This window comes from Micromonospora sp. CPCC 205539, assembly GCF_036906815.1.
In the GTDB taxonomy this organism is placed as follows: domain Bacteria; phylum Actinomycetota; class Actinomycetes; order Mycobacteriales; family Micromonosporaceae; genus Micromonospora.
In genome coordinates this window covers 115,811-131,196 of the sequence record NZ_JBAKHW010000011.1, presented here as the reverse complement: position 1 = coordinate 131,196, position 15,386 = coordinate 115,811, and the positions used below count along the sequence as shown (strand labels likewise).

At 72.9% G+C, this 15,386-nt stretch carries 13 protein-coding genes; 5 read left to right on the top strand and 8 right to left on the bottom strand.

Annotation, left to right across the window (positions count from 1 at the left end; translation table 11 throughout):
• Position 1 precedes the first annotated feature (1 nt).
• From V6V47_RS12480 to wecB, 3 genes are read left to right on the top strand one after another with little or no spacing between them, the layout of a single operon-like run.
• The gene (locus V6V47_RS12480; protein ID WP_334628314.1) at positions 2-1,042 is read left to right on the top strand and encodes a polysaccharide biosynthesis protein; all 1,041 of its coding nucleotides are present in this window, start codon (positions 2-4) and stop codon (positions 1,040-1,042) included.
• A complete protein-coding gene (locus V6V47_RS12475; RefSeq protein ID WP_334628313.1) occupies positions 1,036-2,160 on the top strand; it encodes a polysaccharide biosynthesis C-terminal domain-containing protein in 1,125 nt (374 codons plus the stop codon). The genes V6V47_RS12480 and V6V47_RS12475 overlap by 7 nt, the downstream gene beginning before the upstream one ends.
• Before the next feature lie 22 nt (positions 2,161-2,182).
• A complete protein-coding gene (wecB, locus tag V6V47_RS12470; protein ID WP_334628312.1) occupies positions 2,183-3,307 on the top strand; it encodes a non-hydrolyzing UDP-N-acetylglucosamine 2-epimerase in 1,125 nt (374 codons plus the stop codon).
• 60 nt (positions 3,308-3,367) lie between these two features.
• On the opposite strand, the gene V6V47_RS12465 is transcribed toward wecB, so the two are convergent.
• The 4 genes from V6V47_RS12465 to V6V47_RS12450 are packed head-to-tail and all read right to left on the bottom strand — an operon-like array spanning position 3,368 to position 7,051.
• Positions 3,368-4,588: a glycosyltransferase family 4 protein gene (locus V6V47_RS12465; RefSeq protein ID WP_334628311.1), complete on the bottom strand. Its 1,221-nt coding sequence runs from the start codon at positions 4,586-4,588 to the stop codon at positions 3,368-3,370.
• Entirely contained in the window at positions 4,585-5,232 is a 648-nt protein-coding gene (locus V6V47_RS12460) for an acetyltransferase (RefSeq protein ID WP_334628310.1), read from the bottom strand. Before V6V47_RS12460 ends, V6V47_RS12465 begins: the two co-directional genes overlap by 4 nt.
• Positions 5,229-5,894 carry a sugar transferase gene (locus tag V6V47_RS12455; RefSeq protein ID WP_334628309.1) on the bottom strand — a complete coding sequence of 222 codons (666 nt, stop codon included), beginning with the start codon at positions 5,892-5,894 and terminating at the stop codon, positions 5,229-5,231. The genes V6V47_RS12460 and V6V47_RS12455 overlap by 4 nt, the downstream gene beginning before the upstream one ends.
• Positions 5,891-7,051 carry a DegT/DnrJ/EryC1/StrS family aminotransferase gene (locus V6V47_RS12450; protein WP_334628308.1) on the bottom strand — a complete coding sequence of 387 codons (1,161 nt, stop codon included), beginning with the start codon at positions 7,049-7,051 and terminating at the stop codon, positions 5,891-5,893. Before V6V47_RS12450 ends, V6V47_RS12455 begins: the two co-directional genes overlap by 4 nt.
• Positions 7,052-7,325: 274 nt before the next feature.
• On the opposite strand from V6V47_RS12450, the gene V6V47_RS12445 reads away from it, so the two are divergent.
• Positions 7,326-8,219, top strand: a complete 894-nt coding sequence (locus V6V47_RS12445; protein WP_334628307.1) for a DUF389 domain-containing protein — start codon at positions 7,326-7,328, stop codon at positions 8,217-8,219.
• On the opposite strand, the gene V6V47_RS12440 is transcribed toward V6V47_RS12445, so the two are convergent.
• Positions 8,149-8,616, bottom strand: coding sequence for a hypothetical protein (locus V6V47_RS12440; protein WP_334628305.1), 468 nt, complete (start codon positions 8,614-8,616; stop codon positions 8,149-8,151). The two genes, V6V47_RS12445 and V6V47_RS12440, sit on opposite strands and share 71 nt — an antisense overlap.
• Positions 8,617-8,878: 262 nt before the next feature.
• Entirely contained in the window at positions 8,879-11,419 is a 2,541-nt protein-coding gene (locus tag V6V47_RS12435; protein WP_334628304.1) for a Tex family protein, read from the bottom strand.
• Positions 11,420-11,561: 142 nt separating this feature from the next.
• On the opposite strand from V6V47_RS12435, the gene V6V47_RS12430 reads away from it, so the two are divergent.
• Entirely contained in the window at positions 11,562-13,073 is a 1,512-nt protein-coding gene (locus V6V47_RS12430; protein ID WP_334628303.1) for a deoxyguanosinetriphosphate triphosphohydrolase family protein, read from the top strand.
• A gap of 19 nt (positions 13,074-13,092) precedes the next feature.
• Here V6V47_RS12430 and V6V47_RS12425 read toward each other — a convergent pair whose 3' ends face one another.
• Together V6V47_RS12425 and V6V47_RS12420 are read right to left on the bottom strand one after the other, a co-directional pair.
• A complete protein-coding gene (locus V6V47_RS12425; protein ID WP_334628301.1) occupies positions 13,093-14,235 on the bottom strand; it encodes an MBL fold metallo-hydrolase in 1,143 nt (380 codons plus the stop codon).
• 125 nt (positions 14,236-14,360) lie between these two features.
• On the bottom strand, positions 14,361-15,371 hold the full coding sequence (locus tag V6V47_RS12420; protein WP_334628300.1) for a serine hydrolase: 1,011 nt from the start codon (positions 15,369-15,371) through the stop codon (positions 14,361-14,363).
• Positions 15,372-15,386 lie beyond the last annotated feature (15 nt).

Genomic DNA, 15,386 nt, shown 5'->3' with positions numbered 1-15,386 from the left:
AATGAGCGTGAAGACCGCGGGCCGTCGGGTGTTGATCACCGGTGGAACCGGATCGTTCGGACAGACCATGGCGCGGCGACTCCTCGCCCGAGACGTCGGAGAGGTAAGGATCCTCAGCCGGGACGAGGCCAAGCAGGAGGCCATGCGGCGGGCCCTCGGCGACGAGCGGGTCCGCTACCACGTCGGCGACGTCCGCGACATCGACACCGTGCTGCGCGCCACCCGGGGCGTCGACTTCGTCTTCCACGCGGCGGCGCTCAAGCAGGTGCCGTCCTGCGAGTTCTTCCCCCTCGAAGCGGTCCGCACCAACATCCTCGGCAGCGGCAACGTGGTCGAGGCCGCCGCGCAGAACGGGGTCAGCTCGGTGGTGGTGCTCAGCACCGACAAGGCCGTCTATCCGGTCAACGCGATGGGCATGAGCAAGGCGCTCATGGAGAAGGTCGCCCAGGCGTACTCCCGGAACAACCCCAACAGCGCGACCACCGTGTCCTGCGTCCGGTACGGCAACGTCATGTACTCCCGCGGCTCGGTGATTCCGCTCTTCATCGAGCAGATCAAGGCCGGCCAGGCCCCCACGGTCACCGACCCCACCATGACCCGGTTCCTGATGTCGCTCGCCGACTCGGTCGACCTCGTCGAGCACGCGTTCCACAACGCGCGGCCCGGCGACGTGTTCATCCGCAAGGCCGCCGCCTGCACGATCAGCGACCTCGCCGAAGCGGTGTGCCAGCTCTTCGGCGTGCCGTTCAAGCTCGAGGTGATCGGCGTACGGCACAGCGAGAAGTGGCACGAGACCCTCGCGAGTCGGGAGGAGTTGGCCCAGGCCGACGACTTCGGCGACTTCTTCCGGGTGCCGCTGGACGCCCGCGACCTCAACTACGCGCTGTACGTCTCCGAGGGCGAGCTGGGTGAGGTGCCCCCCGAGGACTTCAACTCGGCCAACGCGACCCGGCTCGGCGTACCCGAGGTGGTGGAGCTGCTGAAGACGCTGCCCGAGATCCGGGCGGAGCTGGCCCTGCGCGACCCGGCCCTCGCATGCTGAGGCTCGCCGTCACCGGCGCGGGCGGCTTCGTCGGCTGGCACGTGCGGGTCCTGCTGCACGCCCTCGGCTGGCCCGCACCGACGGTGATCAGCCGCACCGACCTCGCCGACCCGGCGGTGGTCGCCCAGAAGGTCGCCGGAGTGGACCGGGTGCTGCACCTGGCCGGGGTCAACCGGGGCGAGCCGGCCGACGTGGCCGCCGGTAACGTCCAGCTCGCCGCCCAACTCGCCAACGGCCTGCGGGCCTGCGCGGAGCCGCCGGCCAAGGTGGTCTACGCCAACTCGGTGCAGGCCGGCAACGGCACCCTGTACGGCGACGCGAAGGCCACCGCGGCCGCCATCCTCGGCGCCAGCGGTGTGCCCCTCGACGACCTGCTGCTGCCCAACCTCTACGGCGAGCACGGCCGACCGTGGTACAACTCGGCGGTCGCCACGTTCTGCCGGGTGCTCGCCGAGGGCGGCCAGCCGGAGGTGCACGGCGACCGGGAGATGGACCTGGTCCACGTCACCGACGCGGCGGCCCGCCTGGCCGGGGTGCCCGAAGGCGGCTCGTGGGATCCGGCCATGCCGGCACTGCGGATCGGGGTCCGCGCCCTCGCCGACCAGCTTGCCGCGTACGCCGGCACCTACCGCACCGGCGAGATCCCGCCGCTGCGCGACCGGCACGACGTGCGGCTGTTCAACACCTACCGGTCGCACTGCTTTCCGGCGCACTACCCGCTCGCCCTGCCCACCCGGGCCGATGCCCGGGGAGCGCTGGTCGAGACGGTGAAGACGCACGGGGGTACGGGGCAGACTTTCAGCTCCACCACCCGACCCGGGATCACCCGGGGCGAGCACTTCCACCTGGCCAAGGTGGAGCGGTTCGTGGTGCTGCGTGGCACCGCCGAGATCAGCCTGCGCCGGATCGGCGACACCGAGGTCGTCCGGTTCCCGGTGAGCGGCGACGAACCGGTGGTGATCGACATGCCGACCATGTGGGCGCACAACCTCACCAACACCGGCACGGACGAGCTGCTCACCCTCTTCTGGACCAACGAGCTGTTCGACCCGGAGCGGCCGGACACCTGGCCCGAGCCGGTCGACGTCGAGCACCGGATGCCGGCGGGCGTCCAGTGAGCCGTGTGCGGAGGGAGACCACATGACCCGGGTGATGACCGTCGTCGGCACTCGCCCCGAGATCATCCGACTGTCGCGGGTGCTCAGCAGGTTGGACGAGACCGTCGACCACGTGCTCGTGCACACCGGGCAGAACTGGGACACGGCGCTCTCCGAGGTGTTCTTCACGGAGCTGCGCCTGCGTGAGCCGGACCGCTTCCTCCGGGTCGACACGTCCTCGTTGGGCCGGGTGCTCGGCGGGGTGCTGGTCGGCATGGAGGCCGCGCTGGCCGAGCTGCGGCCGGACGCGCTGCTGGTGCTCGGCGACACCAACAGCTGCATCGCCGCGCTGATGGCCCGCCGGATGCGGGTGCCCGTCTACCACATGGAGGCCGGCAACCGCTGCTTCGACCTCAACGTGCCGGAGGAGACGAACCGCCGGTTGGTCGACCACGTGGCCGACTTCAACCTCGTCTACACCGAACACGCCCGCCGCAACCTGCTGGCCGAGGGCCTGCACCCGCGCCGGATCCTGCACACCGGCTCACCGATGCGCGAGGTCCTCGACCACTACCGGGGCCCCATCGCCAGCTCGGCCATCCTGCGCCAACTGGAACTCGACCGGGGCCGCTACTTCCTGGTCAGCGCGCACCGGGAGGAGAACGTGGACCGCCCCGAGCGGCTCCGCCAACTGCTCGACTGCCTGGTCGCCGTACGCGACCGATGGGGCCTGCCGGTGCTGGTCTCCACCCACCCGCGCACCCGCAAGCGGCTGGAGGCGTTGGCACCGGACGCCACCGCGCTGGACGGCATCGCCTTCCATGAGCCGTTCGGCCTGCTCGACTACGTACACCTGCAGACCAAGGCGTACTGCACCCTGTCCGACAGCGGGACGATCAGCGAGGAGGCCGCCATCCTCGGCTTCCCCGCCGTGACCCTGCGCGAGTCGATCGAACGCCCCGAGGCGCTCGACGCCGGCGGCATCATCATGACCGGTCTCGACCCGCAGGGCGTGGTCGAGGCCATCGAGGTGACGGTGGCCCAGGTCGCCGCACAGGGAGTGCCCTGCCCGGTCGACTACCAGGTGCCGGACACGTCCCGGCGGGTGGTCGACTTCATCCTCTCCACCGTGCGCCGGCACCACGACTGGGCCGGCATCCGACACTGAGGCACCACCAAGGGCGGTCGGTGGTCCGGCGGGACCGGCCACCGGCCGCCACCGTCGTGCTCAATGCGGGCGGGCCGCCACGTCCTCGACGATGTCCGCCACCTCGGCCGCCGCGCGCAGGTCGTCGAAGGACGTCAGCACGTGCCGGCGGGCCAGCCGGCCGCGCAGGGTGAGCGTGCCACCGACCCAGTTGCGGTACGCGGCGCCCAGCGCGTCCACCAACGCCGTCGGATCACCCGGCGGAACCACCCAGCCCGAGCGCTCGGTGACCGCCTCGGGCAGGCCGCCCGCCGCGCTCACGATGCTCGGCACGCCCATCGAGCCAGCCTCCACCGCCGCGCCCGGGCCGTCGCAGAGCGACGGAGAGACGCTGACGTCCGCGGCGGCGTAGCAGGGTCGGACGTCCGGCACCGACTCCACCCAGGTCACCCCGGGATCACCGGGTACGCCGAAACGCTCGCTGAGCTGCCGCCGGTAGCTCTCCCCGGCCGCCGTCCAGCCGCCCCCAACCAGCAGCAGGTGCGCGTCCGGTTGTCGGCGACGAAACGTCCGCCAGGCGGCCAGCAGCACGTCGTGCCCCTTCACGCCCCGGCCGGCGTGCACGAGACGCTTGGGTGGATAGACGTGGGAGATCATCACCGCCAGGAACGCGTCCTGGTCGATGCCCAGCTCGGCGCGGAGCTTCGCCCGCTGGTCCGGGCCGGTGGCGTCCGGGCTGAACGAGTCGGTGTCCACCCCGTAGACGGCGACCGGACGCCGCTGCGGCGGGCAGCCCAGCTCCTCGTACCGCGCGGAGGCGTACCGGCAGCCGCAGATCAGGACGTCGTCCAGCCGCCACAGAAACCGCTCCACCGACCGGACCAGCCGGGACTCGAGGTACGCCGGGCCGGCCACCATGTGCACCCGGCGCACCGGCAGGCCCAGGGTGGCCAGCCGCACGGCGTACGCCGAGGCGATCAGGTGGTACTGCACCACGTCGGGGCGCATCCGCCGCAGGAGTGCGCGCAGCCGCAGCAGCCCGAGCGGCGCGGAGCGGCCCAGCGTGAAGTCGTACGGCGACGCGAGCACCTCGAGGCCACGGCGTTCCAGCTCGTCGGTGAGCCGGCCGGACCCGGGGGGCAGCACGACGGTCACCTCGTGCCCCCGGTGTCGCAGCTCCTCGACCTGCGGCAGCAGCCACATCCCACCGGCGTTGGTCTTGACCAGCACCGCGACGCGCAGCCGGCGGGTGCCGAGCGGGTGGCCCGAGCCGGGGCTGCCGGTGGCGTCGACCGCGTTCACCGGGCCGGAACTCCCTTGACCACGGTGCCGGCCGGCACGTCCCGGACCACGCACGCCCCGGCGCCCACGGTGGCGTCGGCACCCACCCGCAGCTTCTGCAACACCACCGCCCCCGCGCCGATCAGCACACCGTCACCCAGCCAGCAGTCGCCGGAGACCGCGCCCAGCGGATTGACCGAGACGTGGTCACCCACCTCGCAGTCGTGCGCCACGGCACTGTTCTGGTTGAGGTGCACGTGCCGACCCAGCGCGACGTTGGTGGTGACCCTGGCACCGGGGAACGCGAGAAGTCCCTCGCCGTAGACGGCGTCCGGCCCGACCGTGGCGTCCGGGTGCACCAGCACCGCCGCCGGCAGCCGGTACGGCGCCAGCCGCTCGTCCACCGTCCGTCGGGCGGACGGGTCCCCGATGCCGAGCGCCAGGTACGTGCCGGCGGGCTGCTCGGCGAGTCGGGCGGTGCTGCCCAGGAACGGAACGTCCAGCCGCTGCACCCGCTTCAGGTTCACCTCGCTGGGCTGATCGTCGACGAAACCGCGTACCCGCCACACCGGGCCGGCGTCGGCAGCGGCGTTGATGGCCCGGACGATGCCGAGCACTTCCCGGCCGTGTCCGCCGCAGCCGACGATGACGAGGTCCACGCTCACGTCCGGTGCCCCGCCCGTGCCGGGCCCGTGCCGGCGGAGGCCAGTTCGGGCAAGCCGAGGTACTCGTGCGCGGTGGCCGCTCCGGTCGCGGTGATTCCCTCCCGACGCAGCACGGTGTACACCGTGCGGGCCAGGATCCGCAGGTCCAGCCGGAGTGAGCGGGTCCGCACGTACCGCACGTCGAGCTCGAAGCGCTCCTCCCAGGTCAGGGCGTTGCGCCCGTACACCTGTTGGAGCCCGGTGATGCCGGGACGGACGTCGTGCCGGTGGAACTGCTCCGGGGTGTACCGGGTGAGGTACGCCGGCAGCAGCGGGCGCGGCCCGACCAGGCTCATCTCGCCGCGCAGCACGTTCCACAGTTGCGGTAGCTCGTCGAGGCTGGTGGTGCGCAGCCATCGGCCGAAGCGGGTGAGCCGAGCGGCGTCGTTGGCCGGCGCGCCGTCCTCGCCCCCGATGGTCATCGAGCGGAACTTGACCAGCCGGAACAGCCGTCCGTGCCGACCCGGTCGGGCCTGCCGGAACAGCACCGGCCGGCCCATGGTGACCAGGACGGCCAGTGCCACCGCGGTGAGGATCGGTGTGGCCAGGACCAGCCCGACGGCGGCCACGATCACGTCCAGCACGCGCTTGCCGCTGTCGTAACGCTGGGCGTGGCGGCTCACCGACGGCCGTCCAGGAACTCGGTGATCGCCGCGAACACCCGGTCCACCTGGTCGTCGGTGAGCGCGGAGCCGCTGGGCAGGGAGAGGCTGGTGGCGAAGAGCTCGTCGGCGGCCCCGGTGAGGGCGACCTGCCGGTCGCCGTAGACCGGCTGGCGGTGCATGGGCTTCCACATCGGGCGGCTCTCCACCCCCCGGCCGGCCAGGTGCTCGGCGAGCTGTCCGGCGTGCCAGCCGGCCCGCTCCGGCTCGATGACCACCGAGGTCAGCCAGCAGTTCGAGCCCGTGTCGCCGGCACCGAGGATCCGGGTGCCCGGCACGGCGGCGAAGAGCCGGTCGTACCGGTCCCGCAGGGCCCGCCGGCGGGCGATCATCGTGTCCAGTCGGCCGAGCTGGGCCCGGCCGAGGGCGGCGAGCAGTGTGCTCAGCCGGTAGTTGTAGCCGACGTCCCTGTGCTCGTAGTGCGGCACCGGTTCGCGGGCCTGGGTGGCCAGGTGTCGGGCCCGGGCGACCAGCGCGGCGTCGTCGGAGACCAGCATCCCCCCGGCCGAGGTGGTCATCACCTTGTTGTGGCTGAACGAGTAGATCCCGACCTGACCGAAGGTGCCGGCGCACCGGCCCCGGTAGGTGGAGCCGAGCGCCTGCGCGGCGTCCTCCACCACCGGTACACCGGTGGCCGCGCAGAGCGGCAACAGCCGGTCGTAGTCGACGCACCGGCCGTTGATGTCCACGGTCAGCACGGCGGCGACCCGGCGGCCGGCGTCGGCGAGCCGACCGAGCAGGTCGGCCAGCAGGTCGACGTCGAGGTTGCCGGTGGCCGCGTCGCAGTCCACGAAGACCGGTTCGGCTCCGGTGTAGGTGACCGCGTTCGCGGTGGCGGCGAACGTGAGGGTGGGGACCACCACCACGCTGCCCGGCCCGGCGCCGACGGCGACCAGCGCCAGGTGCAGCGCGGCGGTGCCGGATGCGAGCCCCAGCGCGTGCCCGACGCCGACCCGCGCGGCGACCTCCCGCTCGAACGCGCCCAGCTCCGGCCCGTCCGGGTCGAAGCGGCCGGCACGAATGGCCCGGAGCAGGTACGACTCCTCCAGCTCACCGATGTCCGGAGGGGAGAGGAAGACCGGATCGGTCACGGCCGGGCCACCGCTGCGCGGCGCCACGGGCGGACGTTGGTGAATCAGGTCCACGGACGACGCCTCCGATCGGTCATGAGAAAAGCCCAAAATGGTTGTAGCAAGGGCTATGAGCACGCGTGAGCGGTTTCGCCATTTCTGCGCCAAATCAACCCGATCGGCCCTCGTGGTTCGCCGAACCACCTGACGCAGCCGGTAGAGTGCTGCCGCCCGCGCGAGCGCAAATCGTCCACACCAGGGAGAACGAGTGCTGCACCTGAGGGTGATCGTCCCGGCGGACCGATCAACCGAGGTCGTCGACTTGCTGACAGCCGAGGCGGGGGTGACCCACCTGGCTGTGCTTCCTGGCGCTGCCCGGCAGCCGCAGGGTGATCTCATCCTCTGCGACGTGGTGCGGGAGAGCGCCGACCGGGTGTTCCAGGGGTTGCAGCGGATCGGTGTGGACACCAGCGGTGGCATCGCCGCCGAGGATGTCGAGTTGACCATCTCGGCGGCGGCTGACCAGGCCGCGCGCCGGGCCCCCGGCAGCGGCGCGGACGCGGTGGTCTGGGACGAGATCGCCGCGAAGACCGGTGAGCAGACCGAGCTGTCCGGCACCTACCTGGTGCTGATCGTGGTGGCCACCATGATCGCCGGCATCGGTGTGCTGCTGGACCAGCCGATCCTCATCGTCGGGGCGATGGTGGTCGGCCCGGAGTTCGGCCCTCTCGCCGCTCTCTGCGTGGCGCTGCTGCGCTTCCGGCTCGGGGTGATCGGCCGGTCGGTGCAGGCCCTCGTGGTCGGCTTCCTGGCGGCCATGGTGGCGACAGCGCTGAGCACCTGGGCGCTGACCGCCGCCGGCCTGGTCAGCAAGGAGATGCTGCTCGCCGAGCGACCGCTGACCGACTTCATCTGGCGGCCGGACGCCCTCTCCTGGGTGGTCGGCCTGCTCGCCGGCGTGGCGGGCATGCTCTCGTTGACCTCGAAGAAGTCGGGCAGCCTGGTCGGGGTGCTGATCTCGGTGACCACCGTCCCGGCCGCGGCGAACGTGGCGGTCGCCGCCTCCTACGGCGTGTGGGACGAGGCGGCCGGGTCAGCCCTCCAGCTGGTGATCAACCTGTCCGCGATCGTCCTGGCGGGGCTGCTCACTCTCCTGGCGCAGCGGCTCTGGTGGTGGAACCTGGCCCGCCGGTCCCGTCGCCCAGTAGCCGGGTGAGCAGGGTCCGCAGGGGCATCGACTCGCCGTCCCGGCCGCCCGCCCCGAGGACCATCGGCGCCGGACTGGGCTCCGGGTCGACGCCGAACAGTCGGGCGCGCAGGCCGCCCGGCACGGTCAGCAGGTGGAACCGACCGGTCACGTCCACCGCCCGGGTCTCGGCCCGGTCCACGTACCAGCCGGTCAGCCGGGTCCGGTAACGCCCACGTCCGTCGTACCCCCGGGCGCTCAACCGGGTGGTCGGCAGCCCGCGCCGGGTCGCCTCGGCCACGAACCAGGCCACCAGCTCCGCCGCCTCCGCCTGCTCGGCGGCCCGCCGCCGCGCGTCCGCGTCGGCGTGCGCCCGCACCGCCTGCCGCTGCCGCTCCCGCCACTCCCGGCCGTCCCGCTCACTCACGTCCCCGACGGTACGCCCGCGAGCGCGACCCACCCCGATGGCGCCCGCCCCGCGCTCCGGCGCTCTGCGCGGGGCGATCGCGCCACAGATCGCCGTCGCCTGCCCTGGCCCGCCCGGCCGGGCCGCCGTGCCTATGGAGCTGAGTCGTTGGCAGCGTCGAACCGCGATCCGTTCACGACGTCAGCTCCATAGCGGCCGGAGGCCCGACCACCGGGCAAGGGTGATCGAGCCTCCGTCAGCGTCGGGCCTTCGGCTGAAACGGTCAGGCCAGTCCGGCGCGGCGCAGGGCGTCCGCCATCGCGTCGTTGGCCGGTGCGGACCCGCCGCCACGGCCCTGCTGCTGGCCGCCGCGTCCGCCCTGGCCGTTGCCGGCACCCTGGCCGCCGCGTCCGCCCTGGCCGTTGCCGGCACCCTGGCCGCCGCGTCCGCCTTGCCCGCTGCCCGCACCCTGACCGCTGCGCGCACCCTGCCCGCCGCGCTGGTCCCGGCCGCCCTGGGCGCCGCGCTGCGCCGGCCCTCCGCGTCCATCCTGGCCCCTGCGGCCGCCCTGTCCGTCCCGGGCGCCATCGGGGGCCGCGCCCGCCTCGGCCCGGGGGCGACCTCGCTCGGCCGCGCCGGCTTCGTCGTCCAGGCGCAAGGTCAGTGAGATCCGCTTGCGGGGTACGTCCACGTCGAGCACCCGCACCCGGACCACGTCACCGGACTTCACCACCTCGCGGGGGTCCTTGACGAACGTCCGGGACATCGCCGAGACGTGCACCAATCCATCCTGGTGCACCCCGACGTCCACGAACGCGCCGAACGCGGCCACGTTGGTGACGACGCCCTCCAACACCATGCCCGGCGTCAGGTCACCGATCTTCTCCACGCCCTCCACGAAGGTGGCGGTGCGGAACTCGGGCCGGGGATCACGTCCCGGCTTCTCCAACTCGGCGAGGATGTCGGTGACGGTGGGCAGGCCGAACCGCTCGTCGACGAAGTCGGTCGCCCGCAGCCCGCGCAGAATGCCGCTCTTACCGATCACCGAACGTAGGTCCTGGCCGGTGGTGGAGAGGATCCGGCGGACCACCGGGTACGCCTCCGGGTGCACGCTGGAGGAGTCCAGTGGGTCGTCCCCGTCGGGAATGCGCAGGAAGCCGGCGCACTGTTCGAACGCCTTGGGGCCGAGCCGCGCCACCTTCTTCAGCTCGGACCGGGATCGGAACGGCCCGTTGGCGTCCCGGTGCAGCACGATGTTCTCGGCCAGCCCCGCGCCGATCCCGGAGACCCGGGTCAGCAGCGGCGCGGAGGCCGTGTTGACGTCCACGCCGACCGCGTTGACGCAGTCCTCGACCACCGCGTCCAGCGACCGGGACAGTTTCACCTCGGACAGGTCGTGCTGGTACTGCCCGACCCCGATCGACCGTGGGTCGATCTTGACCAGCTCGGCGAGCGGGTCCTGGAGCCGACGGGCGATCGACACCGCGCCGCGCAGCGACACGTCCATCCCGGGCAGCTCCTGTGAGGCGTACGCGCTGGCCGAGTAGACCGACGCGCCGGCCTCGGAGACCATCACCTTGGTCAGGTTGAGCTGCGGGTGCCGCGCGATCAGGTCGGCGGCGAGCTTGTCCGTCTCCCGCGAGGCGGTGCCGTTGCCGATCGCCACCAGCTCCACGCCGTGCGTGGCGGCGAGCCGTGCGAGGGTCTCGACCGACGCGTCCCACTGCCGGCGTGGCTCGTGCGGGTAGATGGTGTCGGTGGCGAGCACCTTGCCGGTCGCGTCCACCACGGCAACCTTCACGCCGGTACGCAGGCCCGGGTCCAGCCCCATCGTGGGCCGGGTGCCGGCCGGCGCGGCGAGCAGCAGGTCCCGCAGGTTGGTGGCGAAGACCCGTACCGCCTCCTCCTCGGCCGCCTGCCACAGCCGCACCCGCAGGTCCGCGCCGAGGTGGATGAGGATCCGGGTGCGCCACGCCCAACGGACCGTGTCGGTCAGCCAGCGGTCGGCCGGGCGGCCGGCGTCGGACACGCCGAACCGGCCGGCGATGGCCCCCTCGTACCGACTCGGACCGGCCGGGACGGCGTCCGCCTCGCCGGCCTCCTCCGGGGCCATGGTCAGGTCGAGCATGCCCTCCTTCTCGCCCCGGAACATGGCCAGGATGCGGTGCGAGGGCAGCTTCGGGTACGGCTCGGAGAAGTCGAAGTAGTCGGCGAACTTCGCGCCGGCGCTCTCCTGCCCCTCGCGTACCCGGGAAACCAGCCGGCCCCGCGACCACATCTGCTCGCGCAGCGTGCCGATCAGGTCGGCGTCCTCGGCGAAGGTCTCGATCAGGATCGCCCGGGCGCCCTCCAGCGCGGCGGCGGCGTCGGCGACGCCCTTCTCCTCATCGACGAACCCGGCGGCGGTGGCCTTCGGGTCCTGGGTGGGGTCGGCCAGCAGCGTCTCAGCCAGCGGCGCCAACCCCGCCTCGCGGGCGATCTGTGCCCGGGTCCGGCGCTTGGGCTTGTACGGAAGGTAGATGTCCTCCAGCCGGGACTTCGAGTCGGCCGCCAGAATCTGCGCCTCGAGGGCCTCGTCGAGCTTGCCCTGGCCGCGGATCGACTCGAGCACCGCGGCCCGCCGCTCATCCAGCTCCCGCAGGTAGCGCAGCCGCTCCTCGAGGGTGCGCAGCTGGGTGTCGTCGAGCAGGCCGGTGGCCTCCTTGCGGTAACGGGCGATGAACGGCACGGTGGCGCCGCCGTCGAGCAGGTCAACGGCCGCCCGCACCTGACGCTCGGCCACGCCGAGCTCGTCGGCGATCCGCTGATGAACAGACTGGGTCACGATCTCGATCCGCCTTCGACTTGATCCGCCTTCACAGAGCGGGTACCGCCCTGCATTGTGCCGGGCGGCCCACGGCGCTGTCGCCGCGCCCGGCCGGGGCGAGCCGCCACGGCCCCGCCCGGCCTGCGCTAGCGTGGCGATCATGGAAAAACCTGCGGAGCCGCGCGCCCGGCGGCTCTTCGGCGGCAGCGCCCGGGCCCTCGGTGACCTCGCCGCCGACCCGTTCCGCGCCGACCGGGACCGGATCGTCGGCTCGCCGTTCTTCGCCCGCCTCGGCGGCGTCACCCAGGTGATCAGCCCGGTCGGCTCCGGCCTGCTGGTGCACAACCGACTCACGCACAGCCTGAAGGTCGCCCAGGTGGCCCGCTCGATCGCCGAACGGCTGACCGCCGACGAGCGGTGGCGCGACCTGCTGGACAAGCTCGGCGGCTGCGACCCGGACGTGGTGGAGGCCGCAGCGCTCGCCCACGACCTCGGCCACCCGCCGTTCGGGCACCTGGGGGAGCGGGTGCTGGACCGGCTCGCCCGGCAGCGGCTGGGCCTCAGTGACGGCTTCGAGGGCAACGCCCAGTCGTACCGGATCGTCACCAGCACCGAGATCCGGGGCGCGGCCACCACCGGGTTGGATCTGACCGCCGCGGTCCGCGCGGCGCTGCTGAAGTACCCGTGGACCCGGCTGGACCATCCCGACCCGCACCCGCGCACGATGGACCCGCCGCCGCGGGGGGCCACGCCGCCGCCGGACGACCCCGAGTCCGGCTCGTCGAAGTTCGGCGCGTACCGGACCGAGCTCGACGATCTGCGGCAGGCCCGGGAGCCGTTCGCCGGCCGCATTCCCCAATGGCAGCAGACCGTGGAGGCGTCGGTGATGGACACCGCCGACGACATCGCGTACGCCATCCACGACGTGGAGGACTTCTACCGGGTCGGTGTGCTCCAGCAGGGTGCGGTGTCCGCCGAGCTGATGGCCTGGCAGCGCGACAGTGGGCAGCTCAAGGCCATCACCGACGCGGCGTTGGCCACGGCGGCCCGGCGCCCCGGCGCGGCCATCGAGCGGCTGCGCCGGCAACTGCACCGCAAGGACGCCTGGATCGCCGACGACGACGCGTTCGCCGCTGCCGTCGAGCACGTCCGGGAGGAGCTGGTCGACGGGCTGCTGGCGATGCCGTTCGACGGCTCGATCGAGGCCGAGCAGTACGTGGCGCGGTTCTCCGCCCGCTGGTCCACCCGCTTCGTCGAGGCGATCACGGTCACCGAACGGCCGTCGGTGCGCTCCGGGCACGTGCTGCTCGGCTGCGCCCAGTGGCACGAGGTGCAGGTGCTCAAGTTCGTCCACCACCGGTTCGTGCTGGCCCGTCCCGACCTCGCCCTGCACCAACGCGGCCAGGCCCGCCTGCTGGGCACCCTGGTCGAGGCGCTCTGGGAGTGGCTGCTCGACCCGGAGGAGGAGTCCCGGCTGCCTCGTCGCCTGCACGACCTCGTCGAGTTGGCCGAGGCGGAGCTGCACCCGCGCACCCCGGACCGGATCGGTCGGGCCCGGGGGCGGGCCATCGTGGATTTCGTCGCGCAGCTCACCGACGGTCAGGCGGTGGCCATGCTGGACGCGCTCTCGGGCCGCTCCGGTGCCCTCTGGACCGACGCCTTCGTGCTCTGAGCCGCCGAGCGGCCTGGGCTCAGGCGACGGCCTGCCACCAGCCGTCGACGGCGGGCGGCTCGTCGACCACGACCCGCTCGCCGGGGCGGGGCACGGCGAGCCGCACATCGCGGGCCTTCGCCTCGGCCCAGAGCCGGTTGACGGGCTCGGACCAGTCGTGCAGGGCCAGGTTGAACGTGCCCCAGTGCACCGGGACGAACAGCCCGCCCCGCAGGTCGAGGTGGGCGCTGACCGCCTCCTCGGGGAACATGTGGATCGTCGGCCAGGCCCGGTCGTACGCGCCGATCTGCATGAGCGTCACGTCGAACGGCCCGTGCTCGGCCCCGATCGCCGCGTATCCGTCGAAGTAGCCGGAGTCGCCGGTGTAGAAGACCTTGCGACGGGCTCCGGCGACCACCCAGGAGCTCCAGAGCGTGCCGTCGCGGCGCAGCCCCCGGCCGGAGAAGTGCTGGGCAGCGGTGGCGGTGATCTCCAGCCCGGCGACCTGGTGCGACTCGGACCAGTCCAGTTCGATGATCCGGTCGGCCGGCACGCCCCAGCGGTCCAGGTGCGCGCCCACGCCCAGCGGCACCAGGAACGGCGCGGACTGCCCGGCGAGCAGCGCCCGCACGGTGGGCATGTCCAGGTGGTCGTAGTGGTCGTGTGAGATCAGGATGGCGTCCAGCGGGGGCAGCTCGTCCAGGCGTACCGGCGGCTCGTGCAGCCGGCGAGGGCCGACCAGACCCGAGGGGGAGCACCGCTCGCTCCACACCGGGTCGAGCAGCACCCGCCGGCCCTCGATCTCGATCAGCGTCGAGGCGTGGCCGTACCAGATGATGTTGAGCTCGTCGGCGGTGTCAGCGGCCGCCGGTGCGCTCGGGCGCAGCAGCGGCACGGGTGCGGTCGGGCGCCGCTTCTGCTTGCCGAAGATCAGATCGCGGAGCAGGTTGCGACCCGGGTCGGCGACCATCGTGCGGGTGCCGGCCCGGTTGTGGAAGGTGCCCTCGCGGAACTGCGGCGAACGGGCCGCCCGTTCGGCTCGGGCCCCGCTGAGCCGGCCACCGAGCGCCGCCGGGACATCCCGGGCAACCCAGGCCAGGCCCGCCAGCGCGGCCAGCCCGGCCGCGCCTCGCATCCGCCGCCCGAGCGACCGTTCGACGTCCGTGCTCTGCGCTCGCGCCATTGCCGTCCCTCCGACGTGTCCGCCCTACACGGTAGTCACCCGGGCCGACCCGTGCTTGGGCGGTCGCCACGCCGGGTCGGTCGCCGGCAGCGGCGACCGACCCGGGGACGGGTTCAGGGTGTGCCCTAGCCGCCGTTGCTGGGACGCCGGGAGGTGATCCGGAACGTCTTGCCCGCGCCGGCGATGCGGTCCACCGCGGCCAGGAACTTGGGGCCCATGGCGGCCCGGGCCTGGACCGCCGGGTGGGTGGCGCCGAAGTCCTCCGGGTTGGCCTGCCCGTCGGCGAAGAGCGCGTAGGTGAGCACCGCCGCGCCGGCCCGGTCGAAGATCACACCAGCCTCGTGCCGGGCATCGTCATACCAGCCGGCCTTCGTGGCGATCCGCGCCCGCTCGTCGGAGGACATGGTGCGCCGGATGCCGTCGGTGAACGCCACCGGGGAACGCAGCAGGCCCAGCATGTACGTCGTCGAGGCGGGGGAGAGCAGTGTCCCGCCGACCAGGGCGCGCAGCAGGTCGTGCATCTCCCGGGGGGTGCTGGTGCCGAGGAAGTAGCGGTTCGGGTTCGCGACCAGCTGGACCTGGGTGTTCGGGAAGCCCTTGGCGACCAGGATGGAGTTGATCTCGGCGGCCGGGCAGACCAGGCCGCACAGCCGCACCGACGTGTCGTCGGAGACCGTCAGGAAGGTGGCCAGCACATGCCCGAGGGTCACACTGCTCGGGTACGCGCCGTCCAGGCTGAAGATGCCGTCACCGCCGGGCACCACGATCTCCGCGGTCACCTCGACCCGCTGGTCCAGGGTGAGCAGCCCCCGGTCGACCTTGTCGAGCACCGCCGTGGCGACGGCGATCTTGTTGACGCTGTACGCCTCGATCCGCCGGTCCGCGTCGGCCGCCACCGCGACCACCGGCGCGCCGGCCGGGTCGGCCACGCTGACGTACGCCTGCCAGTTGCCGCCGGCCTCGGCGCTGTGCTTGCTGAAGACGGTGGCGACCCGCCGGGCGGCCCGGGCAGGGGTGGTCGGGGCGGGCTCGGTGCCCTCGGCGGCGCTCGCCGGGCCAGCGGCACCGAGCACTGTGCCGGCGGTGGCCACGGTGCCCAGCCCGAGTGCGGTCCTGCGGTTCAGCCGGATAGTCAACTGTCTCTCCCGTCG